19 protein-coding genes are annotated in these 20,881 nt (G+C 72.7%); 10 read left to right on the top strand and 9 right to left on the bottom strand.

Annotation, left to right across the window (positions count from 1 at the left end; all coding sequences use genetic code 11):
* Positions 1–4: 4 nt before the first annotated feature.
* Both ACH4ZA_RS28540 and ACH4ZA_RS28535 read right to left on the bottom strand, forming a co-directional pair.
* The gene (locus ACH4ZA_RS28540; RefSeq protein ID WP_398432238.1) at positions 5–1,588 is read right to left on the bottom strand and encodes an FMN-binding glutamate synthase family protein; all 1,584 of its coding nucleotides are present in this window, start codon (positions 1,586–1,588) and stop codon (positions 5–7) included.
* A gap of 157 nt (positions 1,589–1,745) precedes the next feature.
* A complete protein-coding gene (locus tag ACH4ZA_RS28535; protein ID WP_059190954.1) occupies positions 1,746–1,949 on the bottom strand; it encodes a cold-shock protein in 204 nt (67 codons plus the stop codon).
* Between the two features lie 361 nt (positions 1,950–2,310).
* Between ACH4ZA_RS28535 and ACH4ZA_RS28530 the strand changes: the two genes are divergently transcribed.
* The 4 genes from ACH4ZA_RS28530 (at position 2,311) to ACH4ZA_RS28515 (ending at position 7,546) form a co-directional block, all read left to right on the top strand.
* The gene (locus ACH4ZA_RS28530; protein WP_398432237.1) at positions 2,311–3,138 is read left to right on the top strand and encodes an IclR family transcriptional regulator; all 828 of its coding nucleotides are present in this window, start codon (positions 2,311–2,313) and stop codon (positions 3,136–3,138) included.
* 151 nt (positions 3,139–3,289) lie between these two features.
* Positions 3,290–5,485: an MMPL family transporter gene (locus ACH4ZA_RS28525; protein WP_398432236.1), complete on the top strand. Its 2,196-nt coding sequence runs from the start codon at positions 3,290–3,292 to the stop codon at positions 5,483–5,485.
* A gap of 169 nt (positions 5,486–5,654) precedes the next feature.
* Positions 5,655–6,845, top strand: a complete 1,191-nt coding sequence (locus tag ACH4ZA_RS28520) for a sensor histidine kinase (RefSeq protein WP_398432235.1) — start codon at positions 5,655–5,657, stop codon at positions 6,843–6,845.
* A gap of 23 nt (positions 6,846–6,868) precedes the next feature.
* Positions 6,869–7,546: a response regulator gene (locus ACH4ZA_RS28515; protein ID WP_398432234.1), complete on the top strand. Its 678-nt coding sequence runs from the start codon at positions 6,869–6,871 to the stop codon at positions 7,544–7,546.
* Positions 7,547–7,570: 24 nt separating this feature from the next.
* Here ACH4ZA_RS28515 and msrA read toward each other — a convergent pair whose 3' ends face one another.
* Positions 7,571–8,083, bottom strand: coding sequence for a peptide-methionine (S)-S-oxide reductase MsrA (gene msrA, locus ACH4ZA_RS28510; RefSeq protein WP_351687585.1), 513 nt, complete (start codon positions 8,081–8,083; stop codon positions 7,571–7,573).
* A gap of 381 nt (positions 8,084–8,464) precedes the next feature.
* On the opposite strand from msrA, the gene ACH4ZA_RS28505 reads away from it, so the two are divergent.
* Positions 8,465–9,184: a hypothetical protein gene (locus ACH4ZA_RS28505; protein ID WP_398432233.1), complete on the top strand. Its 720-nt coding sequence runs from the start codon at positions 8,465–8,467 to the stop codon at positions 9,182–9,184.
* A gap of 36 nt (positions 9,185–9,220) precedes the next feature.
* Here ACH4ZA_RS28505 and ACH4ZA_RS28500 read toward each other — a convergent pair whose 3' ends face one another.
* Together ACH4ZA_RS28500 and ACH4ZA_RS28495 are read right to left on the bottom strand one after the other, a co-directional pair.
* Positions 9,221–9,667 (bottom strand): ATP-binding protein, encoded by a 447-nt coding sequence (locus ACH4ZA_RS28500; protein ID WP_398432232.1) that lies wholly within the window; start codon positions 9,665–9,667, stop codon positions 9,221–9,223.
* Between the two features lie 306 nt (positions 9,668–9,973).
* A complete protein-coding gene (locus ACH4ZA_RS28495) occupies positions 9,974–10,906 on the bottom strand; it encodes a hypothetical protein (RefSeq protein ID WP_398432231.1) in 933 nt (310 codons plus the stop codon).
* A 530-nt stretch (positions 10,907–11,436) separates the two neighbouring features.
* Between ACH4ZA_RS28495 and ACH4ZA_RS28490 the strand changes: the two genes are divergently transcribed.
* Complete coding sequence (locus tag ACH4ZA_RS28490) at positions 11,437–12,642, top strand: FAD-dependent oxidoreductase (RefSeq protein WP_398432230.1); 1,206 nt, start codon at positions 11,437–11,439, stop codon at positions 12,640–12,642.
* Between the two features lie 128 nt (positions 12,643–12,770).
* Here ACH4ZA_RS28490 and ACH4ZA_RS28485 read toward each other — a convergent pair whose 3' ends face one another.
* The gene (locus ACH4ZA_RS28485; protein ID WP_398432229.1) at positions 12,771–13,679 is read right to left on the bottom strand and encodes a restriction endonuclease; all 909 of its coding nucleotides are present in this window, start codon (positions 13,677–13,679) and stop codon (positions 12,771–12,773) included.
* 219 nt (positions 13,680–13,898) lie between these two features.
* Here ACH4ZA_RS28485 and ACH4ZA_RS28480 point away from each other — a divergent pair, with 219 nt between their 5' ends.
* Together ACH4ZA_RS28480 and ACH4ZA_RS28475 are read left to right on the top strand one after the other, a co-directional pair.
* Positions 13,899–14,249 (top strand): hypothetical protein, encoded by a 351-nt coding sequence (locus ACH4ZA_RS28480; RefSeq protein WP_398432228.1) that lies wholly within the window; start codon positions 13,899–13,901, stop codon positions 14,247–14,249.
* Positions 14,250–14,321: 72 nt separating this feature from the next.
* Positions 14,322–15,458: a VanZ family protein gene (locus tag ACH4ZA_RS28475; RefSeq protein WP_398432227.1), complete on the top strand. Its 1,137-nt coding sequence runs from the start codon at positions 14,322–14,324 to the stop codon at positions 15,456–15,458.
* Position 15,459: 1 nt separating this feature from the next.
* Here the strand turns inward: ACH4ZA_RS28475 and ACH4ZA_RS28470 are convergent, their stop codons facing one another.
* Both ACH4ZA_RS28470 and ACH4ZA_RS28465 read right to left on the bottom strand, forming a co-directional pair.
* Positions 15,460–15,909: a hypothetical protein gene (locus ACH4ZA_RS28470; protein WP_398432226.1), complete on the bottom strand. Its 450-nt coding sequence runs from the start codon at positions 15,907–15,909 to the stop codon at positions 15,460–15,462.
* Between the two features lie 166 nt (positions 15,910–16,075).
* Complete coding sequence (locus ACH4ZA_RS28465) at positions 16,076–16,357, bottom strand: hypothetical protein (protein WP_398432225.1); 282 nt, start codon at positions 16,355–16,357, stop codon at positions 16,076–16,078.
* 137 nt (positions 16,358–16,494) lie between these two features.
* Here ACH4ZA_RS28465 and ACH4ZA_RS28460 point away from each other — a divergent pair, with 137 nt between their 5' ends.
* Both ACH4ZA_RS28460 and ACH4ZA_RS28455 read left to right on the top strand, forming a co-directional pair.
* Entirely contained in the window at positions 16,495–18,627 is a 2,133-nt protein-coding gene (locus tag ACH4ZA_RS28460) for a DUF4139 domain-containing protein (RefSeq protein ID WP_398432224.1), read from the top strand.
* Positions 18,628–18,634: 7 nt separating this feature from the next.
* A complete protein-coding gene (locus tag ACH4ZA_RS28455; protein ID WP_398432223.1) occupies positions 18,635–20,230 on the top strand; it encodes a mucoidy inhibitor MuiA family protein in 1,596 nt (531 codons plus the stop codon).
* Here ACH4ZA_RS28455 and ACH4ZA_RS28450 read toward each other — a convergent pair.
* Positions 20,217–20,759 (bottom strand): hypothetical protein, encoded by a 543-nt coding sequence (locus ACH4ZA_RS28450; protein ID WP_398432222.1) that lies wholly within the window; start codon positions 20,757–20,759, stop codon positions 20,217–20,219. The two genes, ACH4ZA_RS28455 and ACH4ZA_RS28450, sit on opposite strands and share 14 nt — an antisense overlap.
* Positions 20,760–20,881 lie beyond the last annotated feature (122 nt).

Raw genomic sequence — 20,881 nt, 5'->3', positions numbered from 1 at the left:
CGGTTCAGACGGTGAAGCGGTCGGGGTCGGCGGCCCGCCAGTCGGCGGCCCAGGAGGCGGGCGGCTCGGCGAGGAGCTGTCCGGGCGCGAGCCACTCGTACAGCTCCTCGAAGGAGCGCTCGGTGCTGGGGTCGACGCGCCGGCGGAGCATGTGGGGGCGAAGGTCGGCGGGGTCGGTGACGCCCATGGACGCCATGATCTGCAGGGCGCTCGCGACGGTCGCCTCCTGGAAGCGCCGGACGCGCGCCGTCTTGTCGGGGACGTCGAGGGCGCGGGCGCGGCGGGGGTCTTGGGTGGTGACGCCGGTGGGGCAGGTGTTGGTGTGGCACCGCTGGGCCTGGATGCAGCCGACGGCGAACATCATGGCCCGGGCGGCGTTGCCGTAGTCGGCGCCCTGCACCAGGCGTTTGACCAGGTCGGCGCCGGTGGCGATCTTGCCGCTCGCTCCGATCCGCACCTGGTCGCGCAGTCCCGTCCCCACGAGGGCGTTGTGCACGGTGAGCAGACCCTCGGTGAGCGGAGTGCCCACATGGTCGGCGAACTCCAGCGGCGCCGCGCCGGTCCCTCCCTCGGCGCCGTCCACCACGATGAAGTCGGGCGCCGTGCCCTCCTCCAGCATGGCCTTGCACACGGCCAGGAACTGCCGGCGCGAGCCCACGCACAGTTTGAAGCCGGCCGGCTTGCCGCCGGACGACTCGCGCATGCGGGCGATGAAACGCACGAGTTCGCGGGGAGTGGAGAACACCCGGTGGTACGGCGGTGAGATGACCGTCCGGCCCTCGGGCACCTCGCGGACCCGGGCGATCTCGGCGTTCACCTTGGGTCCGGGCAGGACTCCGCCGATGCCGGGCTTCGCTCCCTGCGACAGTTTCAGGGACACGCACTTCACGTGGTCGTGCGCGGCCTTGTCGGCGAACTCGGCGGCGTCGAAATCGCCCTTCTCGGTACGGCAGCCGAAGTAGCCGGTGCCGATCTCCCAGACGAGGTCGCCGCCCGGACGGAGGTGGTACTCGGAGAGTCCGCCTTCGCCGGTGTCGTGGGCGAAGCCTCCGGCCGCCGCGCCCCCGTTGAGTGCGAGCACGGCGTTGGCGGACAGTGAGCCGAAGCTCATCGCCGAGACGTTCAGCAGGGCCATGTCGTAGGGCCGGGTGCAGTGCGGGCCGCCGATCCGCGCGCGCGGCGGTGTGTCCGGCACCGGGCACGGGGCCATCGACGGGACCAGGAACTCGTGACCGGGCTGGTACACGTCCCGCTCGGTGCCGAACGGCTCCTCCGCGTCGGTGCCCTTGGCGCGCTCGTAGACGATGCTGCGCACGTCCCTGTCGAAGGGGCGTCCGTCGTAGTTCCGCTCGATGAAGTACTGCTGCAACTCCGGGCGTATGCGCTCCAGGAGGAAGCGGGCGTGGCCGAGGACGGGATAGTTGCGCAGCACCGAGTGCCTGCGCTGCAGCAGGTCCCGGGCTCCCAGCGCGCCCAGGAGCGTGAGCGGGAGGGCCGCGCACCACCAGTAGGGGGAGGCCATGATCGCCGCGGCCACGGTCCCGAGGGCGGTCAAGAGGGTCAGAACGACGATTCCCACACGTGTCACACCAGGCGCATTGCCCGGATGGCGTGCGTCATGCGCGACAGCCGCGCACGGGACGGCGTCCGTCGCGCAGGGACGCTGGTGGGGCGGCGCGCGGGGGCCGGACATGGATCAGGTCCCGGAGCGGGAAGCGCTCCGGGACCTGACAGCCGTGCGAGGGTCAGGCGGGGGTGATGTTCTCCGCCTGCGGGCCCTTCTGGCCCTGGGTGATGTCGAAGGTGACCGCCTGGCCTTCCTGGAGCTCACGGAAGCCGGAGGCGTTGATGTTGGAGTAGTGGGCGAAGACGTCCGGTCCGCCGCCGTCCTGGGCGATGAAGCCGAAGCCCTTCTCGGAGTTGAACCACTTCACAGTTCCGCTGGCCATGCTGGTGCCTCCCAGTCAATGTCGGGCACCGCACCGCGCGGCCCCGGAGGTGATCGCCTTGGTCCGGCACTGCACAGCAAAACGCCCGCGCGCAGCGCGGGCAGGTACTGCCAACCACGACATCTGAGAGCGACGCTACACGGTGAGAGCGGCCGCCACCAGAGAGCAACGGCCATGATCCGCCGTCAAGTTCCGCGATTTCTCCCGGCGCCGGTTCCTCGCCGGCCCGGCTCACGTGGCTCGGTGTCCACGCATCCAGGTGACGCCCGACGCGACCGACGAGGTACCGGCCGGGCGGGCGGGTCCAGCCGGTTCGGTGACATGGCCGCACATGCCGTGATCGCCCGGGAGCGGCGGTACAGTGCGGACCGACGATCACGGGGGCGGCCCCGCGCAGGCGCACGTCGGCAGGGCGGAGGAGCACGTGGACTCGAGCGTGACGAAGGGGCTCGACGCCCTGTCCGCGCTGGCCCGCGCCACGGCCGACGGCCGGCGGCACGACACCGCCGTGACCGTCTCGGAGCTGGCCCGTCGGATGGACCGCGACCGCAGCCAGCTGTCCCGGATGCTCACCGCCATGACCGCCGAGGAGTTCGCCGTCCGCGACGACGCCTCGGGCGGGGTCGCACCGCACTGGCGCCTCTACGCAGCGGCGCGCGACCTCACGGCCCACCGTCTGCGCACGGACGGGCTCACCGCCCTGGAGGGCATGGCCGCCGAGACCGGGGAGAGCTGCTACCTCGGCGTCCTGGTCGGCGACACCACCGTCACCATCGCCGAGCGGGTGCCGCCCGGCAGCCGGCAGCTCGGCTCGTGGATCGGCCGCCCCTTCCCCGCGTACTGCAGCGACTGCGGCCAGGCCCTGCTCAGCGACGCCGACGACGACGAGGTGGCCGCGGTCTTCGCCCGCACGGAGTTCGTCGGTCACGGCCCCAACACACCGACCGGCCTGGACGACTTCCTCCGCCGGCTGGAGGAGACACGCCGACGCGGTTACTCGATCGTCGACGAGGAGGCCGAGCCCCACCTGTACTCCGTCGCCGTGCCGGTCCGCGACTTCAGCGACGAGGTCGTCGCCGCCGTCCAGGTCGTCGGCCCGCGACGGCGCGTTCAGCCGAGGACGCAGGAGTGCGCGGCGGCCGCCCTGCGCTGGGCGCGCCACCTGGAGACGGCCCTGCGCGGAGCCTGAGCGCACACCGTTCCGCACCCCGTCTACTGCGCTCGCAGCAGACGCAAGTGTCTGCGTACGCCCAACGACGGGAGATCGCGGGACTGCGAACGTGAGAGTGGGCCGAAACCGCCGGCCCGATCGCGTGACGCACCCCTTGAAAGGCCCGTCGATGTCCTCTCTTGCCCGCTGGTGCCATCGGCACCGGCTCGCCGTCGTCCTGGTATGGGTGGGTTTGCTGCTCGCCCTGGGAGCCGGGGTCGGTGCGGCCGGCAGCGCTTTCGGCAACAGCCCGACCTCACAGGACACCGACTCGGCCAGGGCGACGGCCCTGCTGCAGCAGAGCGCCGACAGCGCGGCGGGTAAGAGCGGACGGGTCGTCTGGCAGCTGAACGACGGCGGCCGGGTCACCGAGCCCGCCGCCGAGCAGGCCATGACCGACACGCTGAAGGAGATCGCCGCCGCGCCCGGCGTCGCCTCGGTGAGCAGCCCCTACACAGCGGCGGGCAGGGGGCAGATCAGCGAGGACGGCAGAACCGCGTACGCCACGGTCGCCTTCGCCGGGGAGGTGGCGGACGCCCAGGTCGACCACGTGAAGGACCTCGCCACCGAGCCGGCCTCGGAGAAGCTGCACATCGCGCTCAACGGGCAGGCGTTCACCGTCAACCCGGAGCCGAACCCGATCGCCGACGCCATGGGCATCGCGCTCGCCTTCGTCGTGCTCCTGTTCGTCTTCAGGGCGGTGTGGGTGGCCGCGCTGCCCATCATCACGGCCGTCGTGGGCGTCGGCACCTCCGCGGTGGCGGTGATCCTGCTCAGCCACGTCATCACCCTCTCCGACACCACGCTCACCCTCGGGTCGCTGATCGGCCTCGGAGTGGGCATCGACTACGCCCTGTTCATCGTCAACCGGCACCGCGCCAACCTGACGGCGGGCATGACCGTCCCCGAGTCGATCGCCAAGTCCCTCGACACGTCCGGCCGCGCCGTGCTGTTCGCCGGCCTCACCGTCGTCGTCGCCCTGCTCGGCATGCTCACCCTGAACGTCGGCATCATCAACGGCATGGCCGTCGGCGCCGCCGTCACCGTCGTCCTGACCGTGCTGGCCGCCGTCACTCTGCTGCCCGCGCTGCTCGGCATGATCGGCCCCCGGGTCCTCGGCCGCCGGGAACGCAGGGAACTCACCGGGGAGGTCCGGCGGCCCTCCCGGCGGCCGGGACTGTGGACCCGGTGGGCCGAACAGGTCCAGGCGCGGCCCAGGGCGCTGGCGCTCGTCGCCCTCGCCGTGCTGGTCGCGCTCGCCTTCCCCACGCTCTCGCTGCGCCTGGGAGCGTCCGACGACGGCAACCTTCCCGCCGCCTCGACGAACCGCCAGGCCTACGACATGATCGCGGAAGGGTTCGGACCCGGCTTCAACGGGCCGCTCGTCCTCGCCGTTCAGGCACCCACCGCCGCCGACAGGGCGGCCGAGGCGAAGCTGGTCACCGCGCTCGGGAAGGCCGACGGCGTCGCGCGCGCCTTCGCGGCCCCCATGAGGGAGGGGCAGACGGTCGGGGTGATCTCCGTCGTCCCGACGACCTCGCCCCAGTCCGCGGCCACCTCCGACCTGATCCACCGCCTGCGTGACAAGGTGATCCCGCCGGCCGAGCAGGGCACCTCCATGAAGGTGTACGTGGGCGGCGTCACCGCGAGCAACGACGACTTCGCGTCGGTGCTGATGTCCAAACTCCCGCTGTTCGTGCTGGTGATCGCCGTACTCGGCTTCCTGCTGCTGACGATCGCCTTTCGCAGCCTGCTCATCCCGGCCGTGGGCGCGCTGCTCAACGTCCTCAGCATCGGCGTGGCCTTCGGCGCCATCGTCGTGGTCTTCCAGTACGGCTTCGGCGCGGGGGCCCTCGGCCTCGGCGCGGGCGGACCGATCGAGTCGTTCGTGCCGATCCTGGTCGTCGGCATCATGTTCGGCCTTTCCATGGACTACCAGGTGTTCCTGGTCAGCCGGATGCGCGAGGAATGGGCCCACACCGGCGACAGCCGCCGGGCGGTCCGGGTCGGGCAGGCCGAGACCGGCAAGGTGATCGCCGTCGCCGCCACCATCATGGTCTGCGTCTTCGGCTCCTTCGTCTTCGGCGGCATGCGGGTCATCGCCGAGTTCGGCGTCAGCCTGGCGGTGGCCGTCGCCGTCGACGCCCTGCTGATCCGCATGGTCCTCGTGCCCGCGCTCATGCACCTGTGCGGAGCGGCCAACTGGTGGCTGCCCCGCCGCCTGGACAAGGCACTGCCGAACGTGTCAGTCGAAGGCCCCGCGGACGAGCCCGTGCGCTCGCCGCTTCCGGTCCGCGAGCCTCAGACCGCGGGTGTGACCGACTGAGAGCCGTCCGTGGGTCCGCAGTCCGCGGACCCACGGCGGACCCACCTACCGACGGACCCACGGACCCTCGGTGAACGGACCCGAGCGCGAACGGGCCGACGGCGAAGGTGCGGTCCGGCCGGGCGGTGGACCGCTCCTGCAGCCCGCCCGCACTGCTTAGAGTGAGGAGATGGACGTGAGTACGGAGTGGCGCCAGTGGCTTGCCCGTCATGACCGTGTCAGGGATGCGCTTCCGGCGGCGCCGCTGATCGGGGTGGCCGTGGCGGCGACCGCCGTCGGTGACTCCTCCTGGCACGAGCCGCACTGGCAGGAGGCGGTGTGGGCGGGACTGTCCTGTCTGCCCCTCGTCGTCCGCAGCCGGTGGCCGCTGCCCGTCGCCCTCGTCACGGTGGCGAGCGGACTCACCCTGATGGCCCTGGCCCCCGGCTCCGCCATGGCCCCTGCCGCCGGACTCGTGGCGCTGTACACCCTCGCCTCACTCGGCAGCCGGCGAACCGCGTGGACCGTCGGCCTGGCCGCGGCCGTGGCGATCGCGGGTGTCCACGCCGCCACCCACGCCGAGTCCCTGGTGGGCAGTTCCGCACTGTTGCAGTTCGACTTCGCGATCGTCGCCACAGCACTGGGCCGCGCCGTACGCAACCGCCGCGACCACCTCGCGGAGGCCCGGGCACGCGTGGAGCGCGCCGAGAGCAAGCAGGAGGAGGAGGCCCGGCGCCGCGTCGCCGAGGAGCGGGTGCGCATCGCGCGCGATCTGCACGACGTGGTGGCCCATCACATCACCCTGGTCAACGCCCAGGCGGGAGTGGCCCACCACCTCATGCGCCTCAACCCCGACCAGGCCTTCGAGGCGTTGGCCCACATCAAGGAGAACAGCCGCGCCGCCCTCGACGAACTGCGCGCCACAGTAGGCCTGTTGCGCCAGCACGACGACGCGCCCGGCACCCGGGCCCCCATCCCCCGCCTCGCCGATCTCGACGCCCTCGCCGGCGGACTCCGGGCGGGGGGACTGTCCGTGCACGTGGCCCGCACCGGCGCCCCCGCGCCGCAGGCCCCCGCGACCGAACTGACCGCCTACCGCATCGTCCAGGAAGCCCTCACCAACACGCACAAGCACGCGTCCGCCACCCGGGCCACCGTGACCCTCGACTACGGCCCGCACACGCTCCGGGTCACCGTCACCGACGACGGACGCCCCGGCGGCGCGCCCGCGGGCTCGGGCCCGGGCGGCGGCCACGGACTGATCGGAATGCGCGAGCGGGCAGCCGCCATCGGCGGGACGGTCACCGCCGGCCCACGGCCCGAAGGCGGCTTCCAGGTCGTCGCCGACCTGCCGCTCACCCTCGCCCCCGCAGCAGCCTGACGACCCGTGAGGACAACCCGCCCGTGACGATCCGCGTTCTGCTCGCCGACGACCAGGCCCTCCTGCGGGGCACCTTCCGGCTGCTCCTCGACGCACAGCCGGACATGGAGGTCGTCGCCGAGGCGTCCAACGGCCGCGAGGCGGCACGGCTGGCCCGCGCCGAACGCGCCGACGTCGTGGTGATGGACATCCGGATGCCCGAGGTCGACGGCATCGAGGCCACCCGCCTGATCGGCCAGGACGAGGACCTGGCCGGCGTCAAGGTCCTCGTCCTCACCACGTTCGAGGAGGACGAACTCGTCGTGGAGGCGCTGCGGGCCGGCGCCAGCGGCTTCCTCGGCAAGGGCATCGAACCGGTTCAGCTCCTCGACGCCGTCCGCCTCGTCGCCGCGGGCGAGGCGCTGCTGTCCCCCACGGCCACCAAGGGACTCATCGCGCGGGTCCTCGCCCACCCCTCCCCCGGCGACCTCGTCGACCCCGCGCGGCTGGCCGCACTGACCCCCCGCGAACGCGAGGTGATGACCCTGGTGGCCATCGGCCTGTCCAACGACGAGATCGCCGAACGCCTCTTCGTCACCCCGGTCACCGCGAAGACGCACGCCAACCGCGCGATGACCAAACTGGGCGCCCGCGACCGCGCCCAGCTGGTCGTCATCGCCTACGAGACCGGTCTGGTCCGGGCCGGCGACGGGCAGCGCTGACGCCGGGAGCCTGGGCGACCCGGGTCAGGCCTCCGTGCGGGCGGGAAGCCGCCAGCCCGGGCGCGGGAAGTGGCAGGTGTAGCCGTCGGGGTAACGCTCCAGGTAGTCCTGGTGCTCGGGCTCGGCCTCCCAGAAGGGCCCGACCGGCTCCACCTCGGTGACGACCTTGCCCGGCCAGAGTCCGGAGGCGTCCACGTCGGCGATGGTGTCCTCGGCGATCCGCTTCTGCTCGTCGTCCACGTAGTAGATCGCCGAGCGGTAGCTGAGCCCGATGTCGTTGCCCTGGCGGTTCTTGGTGCTCGGGTCGTGGATCTGGAAGAAGAGCTCCAGAACGGTCCGGAAGTCGGTCTTCTCCGGGTCGAAGAGGATCTCGATGGCCTCCGCGTGGGTCCCGTGGTTGCGGTAGGTCGCGTTCGGCACGTCACCCCCGGTGTAGCCGACCCGGGTCGCGGTCACGCCCGGGAGCCTACGGATCAAGTCCTGCATTCCCCAGAAGCATCCGCCCGCCAGCACGGCCCTCTGCGTCTGCGCTGCCATGTCCGTTCCTTCCCCTCGCCCGCCTCGGCCGCTCACGCTGCTCGCTCGCACACCGTCGGCGTCCTGCCTTGGTGGATACGACAGCACGGGCGGAGCCCGGATAATTCCTCGCCCGCCTCGCCCGCGCCGCCGGGAAGGCGGTGCTCCGCGACCGGCCCGCCGCTTCCCCAAGACAAGGCAAAAACTCCGCGGGCTCGACGCTTTGACCTGGCCTTGAGCGTCCGGTGATCATTCCGTGGCCGCCGCCCGCCTAAGGTCGCTCCGGGCTCGGCAATCCTGCGGCCCCGTCGGCCAGGCCGTAGGCGCCGCACTTCCCGTGCGCCCGCTCCCGGTCCCCCGCCCAGGCCTGGCGCATCACGCGTTTCACTGTTGAGGATCTCCATGCGTCTCCCGTCCCCTGCCGCCAGGATGCTCGCCGTCGCGGCGCTCCCGCTGGCCCTGGCCGCCTGTTCCTCCTCCACCTCCGCGGACTCCTCCGCCGGCGGTCCGGCCGCGTCCGCCACGCCGTCCAAGGCCGCCGACCCCGACGCGGGCCTGCTGACGGGGACGCAACTGAAGAAGGCCCTCGCGCCCGCGTCGTACTTCCCCTCCGGCTTCGCCGCCGACGCGAGTCTCGCCCGCGACACCGGCGACACCTACCAGACGCCGGTCACGAAGAGCGCCGCCAAGCCGCGCTGCGCCGACCTGTCGGCCACCAGCTGGATCAGCCTCACCGGCATCGAGGGCGTCTCGTTCGCGCAGAGCTCCTACATCGACCGCAACACGTCCGCCGAACTCGACCAGGAGATCGACGTCTACCGTGGCACCACGGGTGCGGACGTGCTCAAGGGCCTGGCAGACGTCGTCGCCGCCTGCCCCGGCTACACGGACTCCGACACCCACAGCAAGGTGAAGGTCACCGGCGCCGTCACGGCCGGACTCGGGGACGAGGCGTACACCATCAAGCTGACCAGCAGCGCCTGGGAGACCGGCACCACGCTGATCGCCGCCCGCACCGGCACGGCCGTCGTCAGCGTGCTGTCCACGGACGGCCCCGACGACGGCGCAGCGAGCGCGAAGAAGCTGGCGGCGCATGTGCTCGCCTCGTTGAAGGCCCGATAGCGCTCTGCCGGGTCCTGTCGCCGGCCCGCCGCTCCGCTACGACGGACGGCCCTCGCCGGTGCCGCCTTCGTCGCCCGGGTCGCCGACGAGTGGGTCGGCCAGGGTGATCCGGGCCGTGATGCGCTTGCCGACCGGTTCCTGCTCGACGAAGAGGTGCGCGGTGACGGCCTTCACGATCTCCAGACCGTGCTGGCCGATCCGGTCCGGGTCGGCGGGCCGGGCCACGGGAACGGTGGGGTCGTTGTCCCACACGGCGACGTCCACGCTGTCGGCGGTGAGACGCAGTTCCATCAGCACGGGGCCGGGAGCGTACTTGCGGGCGTTGGTGACCAGTTCGCTGACCACCAGCTGGATGATGTCCCGCACACGGTCGGGCACCCGCAGACGATGGTCGGCGCGGGCTCGGTCGAGGAAGGCGAGCGCGTGGTGGCGGGCGTCGGCGATGCAGCCGTCTGCGCCGCCCATCGCGTAGGCGGTGCGCATGAGGTGCTGTCGCGGCCCGGTACAGCCGTCTCCGTAGGCATGCGGTTCCACTCGTTACGCCCTCACTCCCCCGTTCACGTGCGCCGGTACCCGCGATGCCGCTCGGCATGCCTGCCACAGGAGTGTCGTCCGCCACAATCGCCCGAAGCGGTCTCGCCGGGCCCGGGCGCCGGAACGGGCCTCCCGCGCGCGGGCACGCGGGCGTGCCGCCCGGACCGGCCGGAACCGGTTCTGCCGAACGGGTGCGGGGCACGTGCGCCTCGCCCCCGCAGAACCCGCACCCGCAGGACTCCGCGTCCGGCCCGGCTAGCCGCGCGAGAAGCGTGCCGTCAGCGCGACTCCCTCCTCGGTGAGCCCGACGTGCTCGCCCGCGTCGTCCGACGTGGCGACCTCGGTGAACTCGCCTTCGTGCCAGCGGAACACCGAGGGACTCAGCGCGCCCGGTGATGCCTCGTGGCCCGCGGCGGCGAACCGGGCCATGAGGTTGAGTGAAGGCACCACGTCGCTGTCACGGACGACGTGGTAGGCGAGTTGGTGGCGGTGCGCGAGCGCGACGAGGATCCCGTCCGGCGTCGGTGCGTCCTTGCTGTGCCGGTGTACGACCTCGTCCAGGACCAGGGCGAGGCTCGCGACGAAGTAGGAGCCGCCCATCAGCACGTCGAAGCGGGCCCCGCTCCCGTCCCCGACCCTCTCGTGCCTGTCGACGCGGACGGCGCGCAGGTTCCGCAACGCCCGCTCGCGCAGGGCCGTGAGGTCGCCCAGGCCGGCGAGGTCCTCCGCCGTCAGCATGGCGACCGTCTCCGGGAGGTCGAGCGCCAGCACCTCCAGCAGGCCCGGAACCGACGGGGGGCCGTAGCCGAACGCCTTGAGGAGCCGGGGGCCGCCGGGAATGAACCGGGGGTGGAGCCGGGCCAGCACCTGTTCGTGCGGCAGCGCCTTGAGGGCCTGCGGTCCGTCCAGCGCCCGGACGACCCGGTCGACGTGGGTGTTCACGAGGGCGGGCCAGCGTCGGGGCCCCCGGCTGTCGTTGTGGCAGGCGGCCGCGAGGTTCGTGAGGCCGAACTGCCAGCCGGTACCCGTGGTCACGCGCCCCGGCTCGACGGTCACCTCGATGCCGCGCTCCGCGAAGGCGTCACGGACCAGCACCCGCAACCGGGCGGCCTCCGCCTCGGACAGGTACGTGAACTCCCGGTCGCGCGGCTGCTCCACGCCGTCACGACGCTCTCCACGCCCGAACATGCCCACAGGGCGGCCCCCTTCGTACCGAGGACGCGGATCGTAGTCGCAGCCGGTAAGAGCTCCTTCTCACCCGGCGCGCAGGCATGTGCCCCGGGGGGGCACGATCCCGTGGCAGGCGGTCTCGGAGCCGCTCGGCGCAGCACGGTCTCCGCCGGATCGGTCCCCGCCGGCATCGGATCGACGGCGTCGGGCGTGCGCCGGACGGAGCGAATGCGAGCACGTATTCCGGCATCGGTCAAATCGCATTTGGCCGACCAGATATCCCGCTATGCGTCAAGACCTGTCGCGCCAATCAAGCGATGGCTTTTCCAAGGAGCGGAGGAAGTGAAATCCCGCACATCACGGGGTTGATCCGTCCCTTGCAGCGGACTTTCGATGTATTATCCGAGGGCACACGAAATTGCTTTCCGGTTGGTAGTCCGGACCGCAGGTGACCGGTTTTCCGTTCTGCGTCAACGTCCTCCCTTTCAGGGAGTCCTGGTGTGCTCCGAGTACGAGAAGAACTCTGCACTGGGAGTACTGTGTCTGAAATGCGCATTGTCATCGCCGGCGGAGGACTCGCCGGGCTGACACTGGCCCACCACCTCAACCGGCACGGCCTGGACGTGGCCGTCTACGAGCGCGACGCCGATATCGCCGCCCGCGAGGCCGGGTACCGAATCCATATCAACTCCACCGGCACCTCCGCGCTGCACGCTGCGCTGGAGCCGCGCCTGTGGGAGTTGTTCCTGGCGACCTGCGGCATGCCGAGCGAGGACATGCTGCTCTTCGACGAGCGGCTCAACCTCCGCCCCGGCCGGGACAGGTCGGCCACCGAGGGCACCGGCGTGCCCGCCGACATCCCCGAACATCTGGTGGTGTGCCGCTCGACCCTGCGCCGCATCCTCTACCTCGGCCTGGAAAAGGCCGTGCATTTCGGCGCCAAGGTCACCGGATACCACACCCGTCCCGACGAGACGATCACCGTGATGCTGGACGACGGCGCCACGGTCGAGGCCGACGTGCTCATCGCCGCTGACGGCATCAACTCGGCCGTCCGCGCCCAGCGCCTGCCTCAGGTCCGGGTCGCCGACCTCGGCTCCCGGCACATCGCTGCGAAGATCCACCTCACCGACGAAGCGAAGGCCAAGCTGCCCGACGAGCTGTTCAACGCCTTCTCCCTGGCCTACGACGCCGACTTCACCGGGCTGACCCTCGGCCCGCTGGAGCGGACCGACCCCACATCACCGCTGATCGCCGAGCAGGACCCGGGCTTCCGGCGCGAGGTCACCGCCGACTACGCGCTGAGCATCTTCAATTCCCTGCCCGAGCGGATGCTCCCCGACGACGAACTGTTCACCGCCGGCCCCGACAGGCTCAAGGCGCACGCCCTGCAGCGCGTCGCCGGCTGGCACCCGGCCCTGGTGGACACCGTCCGGCTCTGGGACACCACCACCGTGCAAGCCCTCAAGTGCCGCAGCTGCGTACCCGTTGACGCCTGGGAACCGTCGAACATCACCGTCATGGGCGACGCGATCCACGCCATGAGCCCCGCCCTGGGAATCGGCGCCAACACCGCGCTGCGCGACGCACACACCTTGGGTGATCAACTGCTCGCGGTCACCGCCGGCGACAAGCCGCTCCTCGACGGCATCGCCGCATACGAGCGGGCCATGCGCGACTACGCCTACCACGCCCTTCGTATGTCCGCGTTCGTCGGCCAGAAGGTGATCGGGCACCTGCCGCTGCCCGCATAGTCACGGCGGCGCTCCGGCGGCGCTCCGGCGGCGCCCGGAAGCACCGCCGGAGCTCACCGCCCACTCACACCGCACCGGCCGCCTTCGCCACCCACCCTGGTGCGCCCGGCTCTTGACGGCGTCGCGGGCTACCCCTCGCTCGGTGTCTCTGGGCCGGCCGGGAACTCGTGCTCCCACGGTCGTGGTCCCACGCCGTCCTGCCAGCGCAGGAGTGCGCTGCCGTCCACGCAGACGATGCCGCAGTGCTCGGCGTACTCGAGCGCGGGACCGGTGAAGTCGCTGGTGGTGACGACAACGGCGACGTCGGCTCCGTGAACGGTGTAACACGTGCCGCCGAACCGCTGCATGTCCTGGGAGCCGACTCGATTGGCTTCGCAGTAGTGCTTGCACTGGACGACGAGCAGGCGTCCGTCCGGCGTCCTCGCCACGACGTCCGCGCCGAGGTCACCGGCCCCGCCCACGACGTCCACGTCCCGGCATCCGTCGCGTCGGCACAGGTCGGCCACCGCCTGCTCGAACTCGTAGGGGTCCAGGGCCTCGTAGACGATCTCCTCGGTGTCGAGGGCAGCCTGTTCCACGGGGTCGACGAGCAGAACGGTGGGTTCCGTGCCGTCGCGACCTGCAGAGGGCTCGGCCCCGCAGCCGGGGGCGACGGCGTTGGAGTCGGGGGCAGGCGCCGGGGCGGGAGCGGGTGACGGGGTGTCGAGGACGTCGACCGCCCTCATCGTGGCCTCGTCGAGGGCTGCTGCGGCGCGGCGCGCGACCCTCGCCGCCGATATCCGGCGCCCTCCACGACAGCCCGCCACGACGACGCCGGCGGCCACCAGCGCGAGCGCGACGGCCCATGCCGGCCGGCGTTCGGCGGCGGCCGCAGCCGTGCGGGCGACCGTGCCCACCAACGTCAGCAGGACGGCCAGCAGGACGAAGTACAGGGCCGTGGAACGGAGTTCGAACCGTCGGGTGCGGCGCACGGAACGCGGAGCGGATACGGGTGCGGGTGCGGGTGCGGGTGCGGGTGCGGGTGCGGGTGCGGCCATGGTGATGCTTCCTCCCCGAGGACGTCGATGAAGATCAAAAGCCGTCTTCCCGGGTACGGATGGTTTACCGATGGTTCACGCACGGTCCTGCCGGGCGTCCGCGATCACGTCCGCCTGCTGTGCCGTGTCACGGTGAAGGGCGGGTGCGGTGCACACGCCGCCGCGGGCGACCACCCGTAATCCGCCTCGTCGCATCGCGCCCGCTCGTAGGCTGCGACCATGCAGCAATCCGAGATCATGCAGCGAGTCGTCGGCATCCTCACCGAAGCGATCGAGACGCGGCGACAGGCCCGTGAGAACCCGGACGCCAAGGCGGCGCTGACGGGATCCGTCTCCGCACTCCTCATGGAGACCCTGCCCGAGATCAAGCTGCCCGCCGACGCCACGGCCCAGGAGACGACGGCCATCGTCACGGAGGCGCTGGGACCGGCCATCGTCACGCTTTCGCGATGCTTCTCCTATGCCTTCGTGCACCTCGCCGAGGTCCACGACCAGGGGAACACCGACACCTCGACCGCGGACGTCCTGCAGTCGTTGTCCCTCCAGTTCGCGCGGCAGGACGACGTCTGAGCCCGACGTCGTGTCATCCGTACCCGGGGCGCGCGTCCGCCGCCCCGGGCATGCCGACCTGAGAGTGCTCTCGTGATCGAAGCGTCCGTCGCGGCCGTGCCCGGGCTGCTCGTCTCCTTCCTGGTCCTCGCCGTCGTCGTGGGGACTCCCACCGCGCTGGCGGCGAAGGCCCTCGGCAGGCCCTGGCCGCTGCGTACGGCCCTGGCCGTCCAGCTGGCGGCCGTCCTGGCCGTGACACTGCTCCCCGGTGACGCCGGGCTCCCCACGGGGCAGTGCGACACGGGAGCGCCCTGGTCCCTGTTCACGTCGGAGAGCTCGCTGCTGAACATCGCTCTCTTCGCACCGGCCGGGTTCCTGGCCGTCCGGTTGTTCCGGCGCCCGGTCACCGTTGCGGCCGCGGGCGCCCTCCTGAGCGCGACGGTCGAACTGTCGCAGTCGGCGGTTCCGTCGGGCCGGTCGTGCAGCGTGACCGACCTCGTGGCGAACGCGACCGGTGCCGTGGCCGGTTCCCTGGCCGGGGCGTTGTGGCTCCGGCTGCGACGCACTCCGCCGCGCGGGCCGCTGCGCGATCTCCTGGGAGGCGTCGCCCTCGCGGCGGCCGGCGCCGTGGCGGTGACCGCCGTCTTCGACAGCCGTGTCACCGGGGTGGACGTCGTGGCGCTCGACGAGCACCACCGCGGCCTCGCCGAGTCCTCCGTCCGGGCCGACGAGTGGCTCACGTCCGCGGCCAGGGACATCTACGGCAGCGGCACCGAGATCACCGGGGCCGCCACGGAGCGGAGCGGTGACCGGCTGAGGATCACCGTGGACACGAACCGCGGCAGCGTCTCGGGCTGGTGGCCCGACAGGGAGCTGGTCAGCGCCTCGTCGTCGCACCCGCGCGGTGGAGCGGCGTCTCTCAGCGGGAGACAGGTCTCCGAAGCGGCCGACGTGTTCGCGCGTCGGTGGTTTCCGCAGTACGCCGCCGGACGTGAACGGGCGGTCCGCTCCGTCGAGGACGGCGTCACACGGACCTACCGGGTGACCTACCGGCGTCACACGGAAGGCGTCATGACTCCGATGCGCCTCGACCTCACCATCGCCGCCGCCACGTCCGACGTCGGCGTCGACACCGGCACCAGCACCGGCACCGGCACCGGCACCGACGCCAGGGTCATCGCGTTCTCCGCCGGCAGGGACGAAGACGCCGCCCCGTCTGGCCGGCCCTGAGTCAGCAGGCGTCGTACTTCCAGGCGTCGCCCTCCAACGCCCAGGGCTGGGCCTGCTGGTCGAACTTCGGCAGCCCCGTCACCTTGTAGCCGGCGCGTCCCGTCTTGCCGGACACCTCGGCCCGCACGTCGCTCACCGAGTGGTCCGCGCCGTAGTCGGCCGACGCCTTCTTCACCACCTCGGTGTACGCGGCCTTGGAGATCTCCTTCGCGCAGCGGGAGGACAGCATGCCGTACGCGGTGTCCGCGTCGCCGGCGAAGTAGGAGGCGGTGTAGACGGCGACGGCCGCCTTGAGGTCGTCGCCCTCGTGTTCCGCGGGAACGCTGATGGTGGGCTCCGCGACGGGCGTGCCCGAGTCGCTGGCGGGCGGGGCGTCGTCGCCCGACGAGGAGCAGGCGGTGAGCGCGGCGAGAAGAAGAGCCGTGGTGGCGATGGCGGCGCGGATGCGCATGGTGTCCCCCCTGGACGTGAAGCGTGCGCAGGAATGGTGCCACGGCGGACGCGGGGGCAGGCCCCGCCGACGGGTTTTCGCGGGGCCCTGTGACCAGGCTGCTGCCGAGATGTGACAGTCGGGCGCACAGCGGCGGTAAGTCGGCCTGCACACGTCACGGCGGTGATCAGCCGCCCGGTCTCCCGCCGCGGCCCGCGAGGGAGCGCGCGAGCGCCTCCGTCGGCCGGCAGCACCGTGCGAGGAGGCGACTGGTGATCACGAAGTAGGGGACGCCGACCAGTCCCCGCTCCTTGTCCAGGAGCTGCGGGGCGTCGTCGCGGAGGACGTGCCGGACACAGCGCCTGCGGAGCGGCGCCCCGGCCAGGAGCAGCACCGGCGAGAAGACGAGGACGGCGGCCGCGACGAGCGCCCGCACGGCGATGAGCCTCGCCCGGTTCTCGTAGCGCATGTGCTCAGTGTGCCGACGTGTGCGTGGCTTGTCAGCCCGCTCGGCGCGGTGTGTGCGCCGGGCGACGGCTCCGGCCACGGGCCCGAGCGCCCTGGACGTAGGCTTCGTCCAGCACTGACGTGACGGGGGCGGAGCACATGACGGCAGGGACAGCACCGAGGTGGGGGTCGGCCCTCGATTCGGTCGTGGTGTACGCGCAGGGCGCCGTCTGCCGCCGCCTGGCCCGCGGCAGCGTGCCGCCGGACGGCCGGGTCCGCGTGACGGGTCTCCCGCGCGCGCTGGACGCCGGATCACTGCGCGTCCGTGTCACGGGCGGGGCGGGTTCACGCGTCGTCGAGGCACGCGTGGAGGTCGAGGCGGAGCCGCTCGGCGCCACCGTGCCCGACGCGTTGCGCAGCGAGGTGGAAGCGCTGCGCGAGGAGTGCGCGGCGGCGCAGGCGCGCCACGACCGGCAGGTGCGCCTGATCGACGAGGTCCGGGCTCTGCGTCCGGTCCCGCCCGCCCGCAGACGGGACGATCCGCACCGCCGCACTCCGGTCGACGCATGGCTGGAACTGGCGGACTTCGTCGACGAACGACTCACCGCACTGCACTCCCGCCTCGCCGAGTCGGAGAAGGCGCTGGCCCGGGCGGAGCACGCCCTCGCAGTCGCCGCCGACCGGCTCGCCCGCGCCTCCACCGACGCACCGGCCGCCCATGTGCGGACCACGGTCTCCGCGCTGGTGACCTTCGACGGCGCCGGTGGTGACACGGAAGTGGAGCTGGAGTACGCGGTGCCGGGCGCCGTCTGGGCGCCTGCCTACCGGCTCACGCATCGTCAGGGCGACGGCAGCGGTCGTCTGGTGCTGCGCGCCTCCGTCGCCCAGCGCACCGGCGAGGACTGGACCGGCGTCCGGCTCGCTCTGGCGACCGCCGACCTCGGGCGCCGCACCGACCTGCCCAGGCTCCGCTCGCTGCGCATCGGACGGCGTCAGCCGGACCCGACGCCGTCGGGCTGGCGTGAACCGCCGTCGGGCCTGGCCGATCTGTTCGCCGGGTACGACGCGGCCGGGCGCCGCCCCTCCGCGGCACGGCCCGCCGGCGGCGCCGGGGGCCGTCCCGTGCCCGTGGCCGCGGCCGGCGCCCCCACCCCTCTCCCCCCGCCCCCGCCCCCGCCCCCAACGGCCATGCCGATGGCACCGCAGGGTTACGACCAGGCACTCGCCGCCGCTCCCGGTTACGGCGCACCGCCCGGTTTCGGCGCACCGCCCCCGGCGCCCGGCGGCGCCCACCCGCAGGCGTTCGGCGGAGGAGGAGACGGTCACGCGTCCCGCGCGAGCCGCTCTCCGGCCGCGCCGGCCGCCATGCCTCCCGCCGCCGCCATGCCCGCGGCCCCCGGACAGGCCCCGCCCCGGCCTTCCGCAGCCGCGCCCGTGGGCTCCGGTCAGGCCGGTCCGCCGCGGCCCAGCGGATCCGAACTCGACTACACGGCTCTCGTCCTGTGCGGACCGGACGAACAGCACGGCCGCCGCGGCAGGCTTTTCCCCGTCGTCCCCTTCGACCCGACGGCCGCCGAGTACCGGCGGCGCGCCGAGAGCGTGGTCTCGCTGCCGCGGCCCGCGCACGCCGTGCGGCCCCGCGAGTCGGCGGGTTCGTTCGACCACCGCTTCGACGCCCTGGCCCGCGCCGACATCCCGTCCGACGGCGCCTGGCACACCGTCACCGTCGGTGAGATCTCGGTCGGTCTGCGCACCGAGTACCTGTGCGTGCCGTCCGTGGAACAGACCGTGTACGCGACGCTGGTGCTGTCCAACGCCACCGACCAGGCTCTGCTGGCGGGCCCCGTGGAGATCACCGCGGGCGACGACTTCCTGCTGACCGCGGCCCTGCCCACCCTCGCGCCCGGCGGTGTGTGCCGGGTAGGGCTGGGCCAGGCCGAGGGCGTCCGGGTGACCCGCCGCACGCATCTGCACGAGACGACCGCCGGGCTGCGCAACACCACCACCGTGCTCGACCACCGCGTCCACGTGGAGCTGGCCAACCGGCTCGGTGAGCCCGTAGCCGTCGAGGTCCGCGAACGGCTTCCGGTCTCCTCGGATCCGGACGTCCGGATCGAGGAACGAGCCGACTGGACCGCGCCGCGCACGGACGGCGACGCCGAACACCACGCGCCCGGCACCCGCGTCTGGCGGGTGGAGCTGCCCGCCGGCGCCACGGCCGCCCTCGACGGCGGCTACGAGATCCGCATCCCCTCCGCCAAGACCTTGGCCGGCGGCAACCGCAGGAGCTGACGCACCCATGTCCACGGCACCCGAGCCGATCCCCCTGCCCGTCACGGCCGTCACCTGTCTGGAGGACCGCGCCCACGTCGAGCGCACCGCCGTCCTCGGCCTCGGGGCCGGCGTCCAGCGACTGCGCCTGGGCCCGGTGAGCGCGCTGGCCGTCGATCGCACACTGCACGCCGAGCTCACCGCCGACGCCCCGGCGACCGTGCTCGACGCGCGGATCGTCCGTGGCTGGAGCCCGCGCGGGCCCCGGCCCGCCGACGGCGACACCGCGCTGCGGCACCGTGTGCACGCTCTCGAAGAGGAGCTGCTCGTCCTCGGCCGGCAGCGCGACCGGCTGCACACCCGCCTCGACACGCTCGGCCGTCTCGCCGCCGATCTTTTGCGCGAGATCGGTGAGGGCGCCGGTCACGGAGAGGTCGAAGGGCCCCGCTGGGAAAGCGAACTGGACCGTCTGGACGGCGAGCGGGACTCCCGCGGAGAGCAACTGCGCACCGTGGAAGCCCGGTTCGCCGCCCGCACCGCGGAACTCGCGGCGGCCCGGGAGGCCATGGAGCTGGCCGAGGAAGAACCGGCCGAACTGACCGCCCACGTGGAACTGACCGTGGAGGCCACGGCCGCGGGGCCGGCCGGTCTGCGGCTGAGCCACCTCACCGCCTGTGCGCTGTGGCGGCCCGTCTACCGGGCCGTGCTCGACGGAGACTCCCTGTCGCTGGAGACCGACGCGATGGTCTGGCAGCGCACCGGAGAGGACTGGTCCGAAGTGACGTTGACGCTGTCCACGGCCCGTTCGGCGCAGGCCGCCGCCCCGCCCCGGCTGCGCGAGGACCGGCTCACCCTCCAGGACCGCTCCCCCGCCGAACGCCGCAGCGTCGACGTCGAACTGCGCGAGGAGGAGATCGCGGACCTCGGCCCGACGCCGGTGGTCGGCCTGCCGGGAGTGGACGACGGCGGCGAGACGCGGGTGCTGCACGCCCCCGCGCCGGTGCGTGTCCCCGGGGACGGGCGCGGCCACCGCGTGCCGCTCTCCGCGTTCACCACGACCGCGAGTGTGGAGCACGCCTGCGCGCCCGAGCTGTCACCGCTGGTCACCCAAGTGGCCGGGTTCGACAACCTGTCCGGCCACGCCCTGCTCGCCGGCCCGGTCGACCTGGTGCGCCGCAGCGGGTACAGCGGCCGCGGCGCCCTGGATTTCACCGCTCCCGGGGCCCGCGTCGAACTCGCCTTCGGCAGCCTCGACGACCACCGCGTCGTCCGTGACGCCGAAGAGGTTCGCGACACCTCCGCCCTCACCCAGCGAACGGTCGTGACCCGTACCGTCCGGCTCCACCTGTCCCGCTTCTCCGCCCCGGACGCCACCGCCCCCGACGCCGGCCCAGACGCCCCTGGAACCCCCGGCGAGAGAGTGGTCGTCGTGCGTGAGCGGGTGCCGGTCTCCGAGATCTCCGCCGTACAGACGCGCCTGCGCGAAGACGCCTGCTCCCCCGCGCCCGACGCCGTCGACGCCGACGGCATCGTCCGGTGGGACCTCGCCCTCGCACCCGGCGGCCACCGCACCGTCACCCTCGTCTACGAGATGGCGGCGAGCAGCAAGGTCAGCGGCCTGTGACAGACCGCGGCCCCGGGCCCGCCCGGCCGGGGACGAAGGCGTTCTTCACGGCCTGCTCCCACAACTCCAGCCCCACGGCCAGCAGTTCGCGCACCACCCGGGCCTCCTGGTCCGTCCGGGCTTCGTCGCCGGCGGCCGGCTCGAGGGACTCACCGCCGAAGAGCTTCTCGTAGGCGCGGTCCTGGAGCGGTCCCCGCGACGGCGGGGCCGTCACGACGCCCAGGCTGTGGGAGAGGTCGTCGAAGAAGTTCCAGGCTTCGAGCAGCAGGCCTGCCGGGGGCGGTCCCTGCTCGGGGTGTTCCACCCACCGGCGTACGCCGACGAGATCGAGAGTGGCCCCGCCCTCCCGGACGAGCTCCCAGCCGTTGCGGTCGCAGTGGTCCTGGAGGGCGTCGAGATCCTGGAACGCTAGGAGCCTTCCCAGGTCGTCGACGGCGAGCGCATCGGGGTCGTCGCCCTCGCCGGGCCGCCAGATCAGGGCCACTTCCCCTCCCCTGGCGGCGATCCGGTACGGATAGCAGTCAGCCATGCAGAATCTCCCGTGGGCCCCGGTGCCGTGGCGCGCGGCGGCCACGGGGACCATCCTGCCTGGTCGTGTCCTCGGACGCGGACCGGTTCTGCGTGTGCGTGCGCCGGGAAGGGCTGCGGTGG

The organism is Streptomyces sp. NPDC020597, from assembly GCF_044335095.1.
Taxonomy (GTDB): domain Bacteria; phylum Actinomycetota; class Actinomycetes; order Streptomycetales; family Streptomycetaceae; genus Streptomyces.
This window is presented reverse-complemented; position numbering and strand designations above follow the sequence as displayed.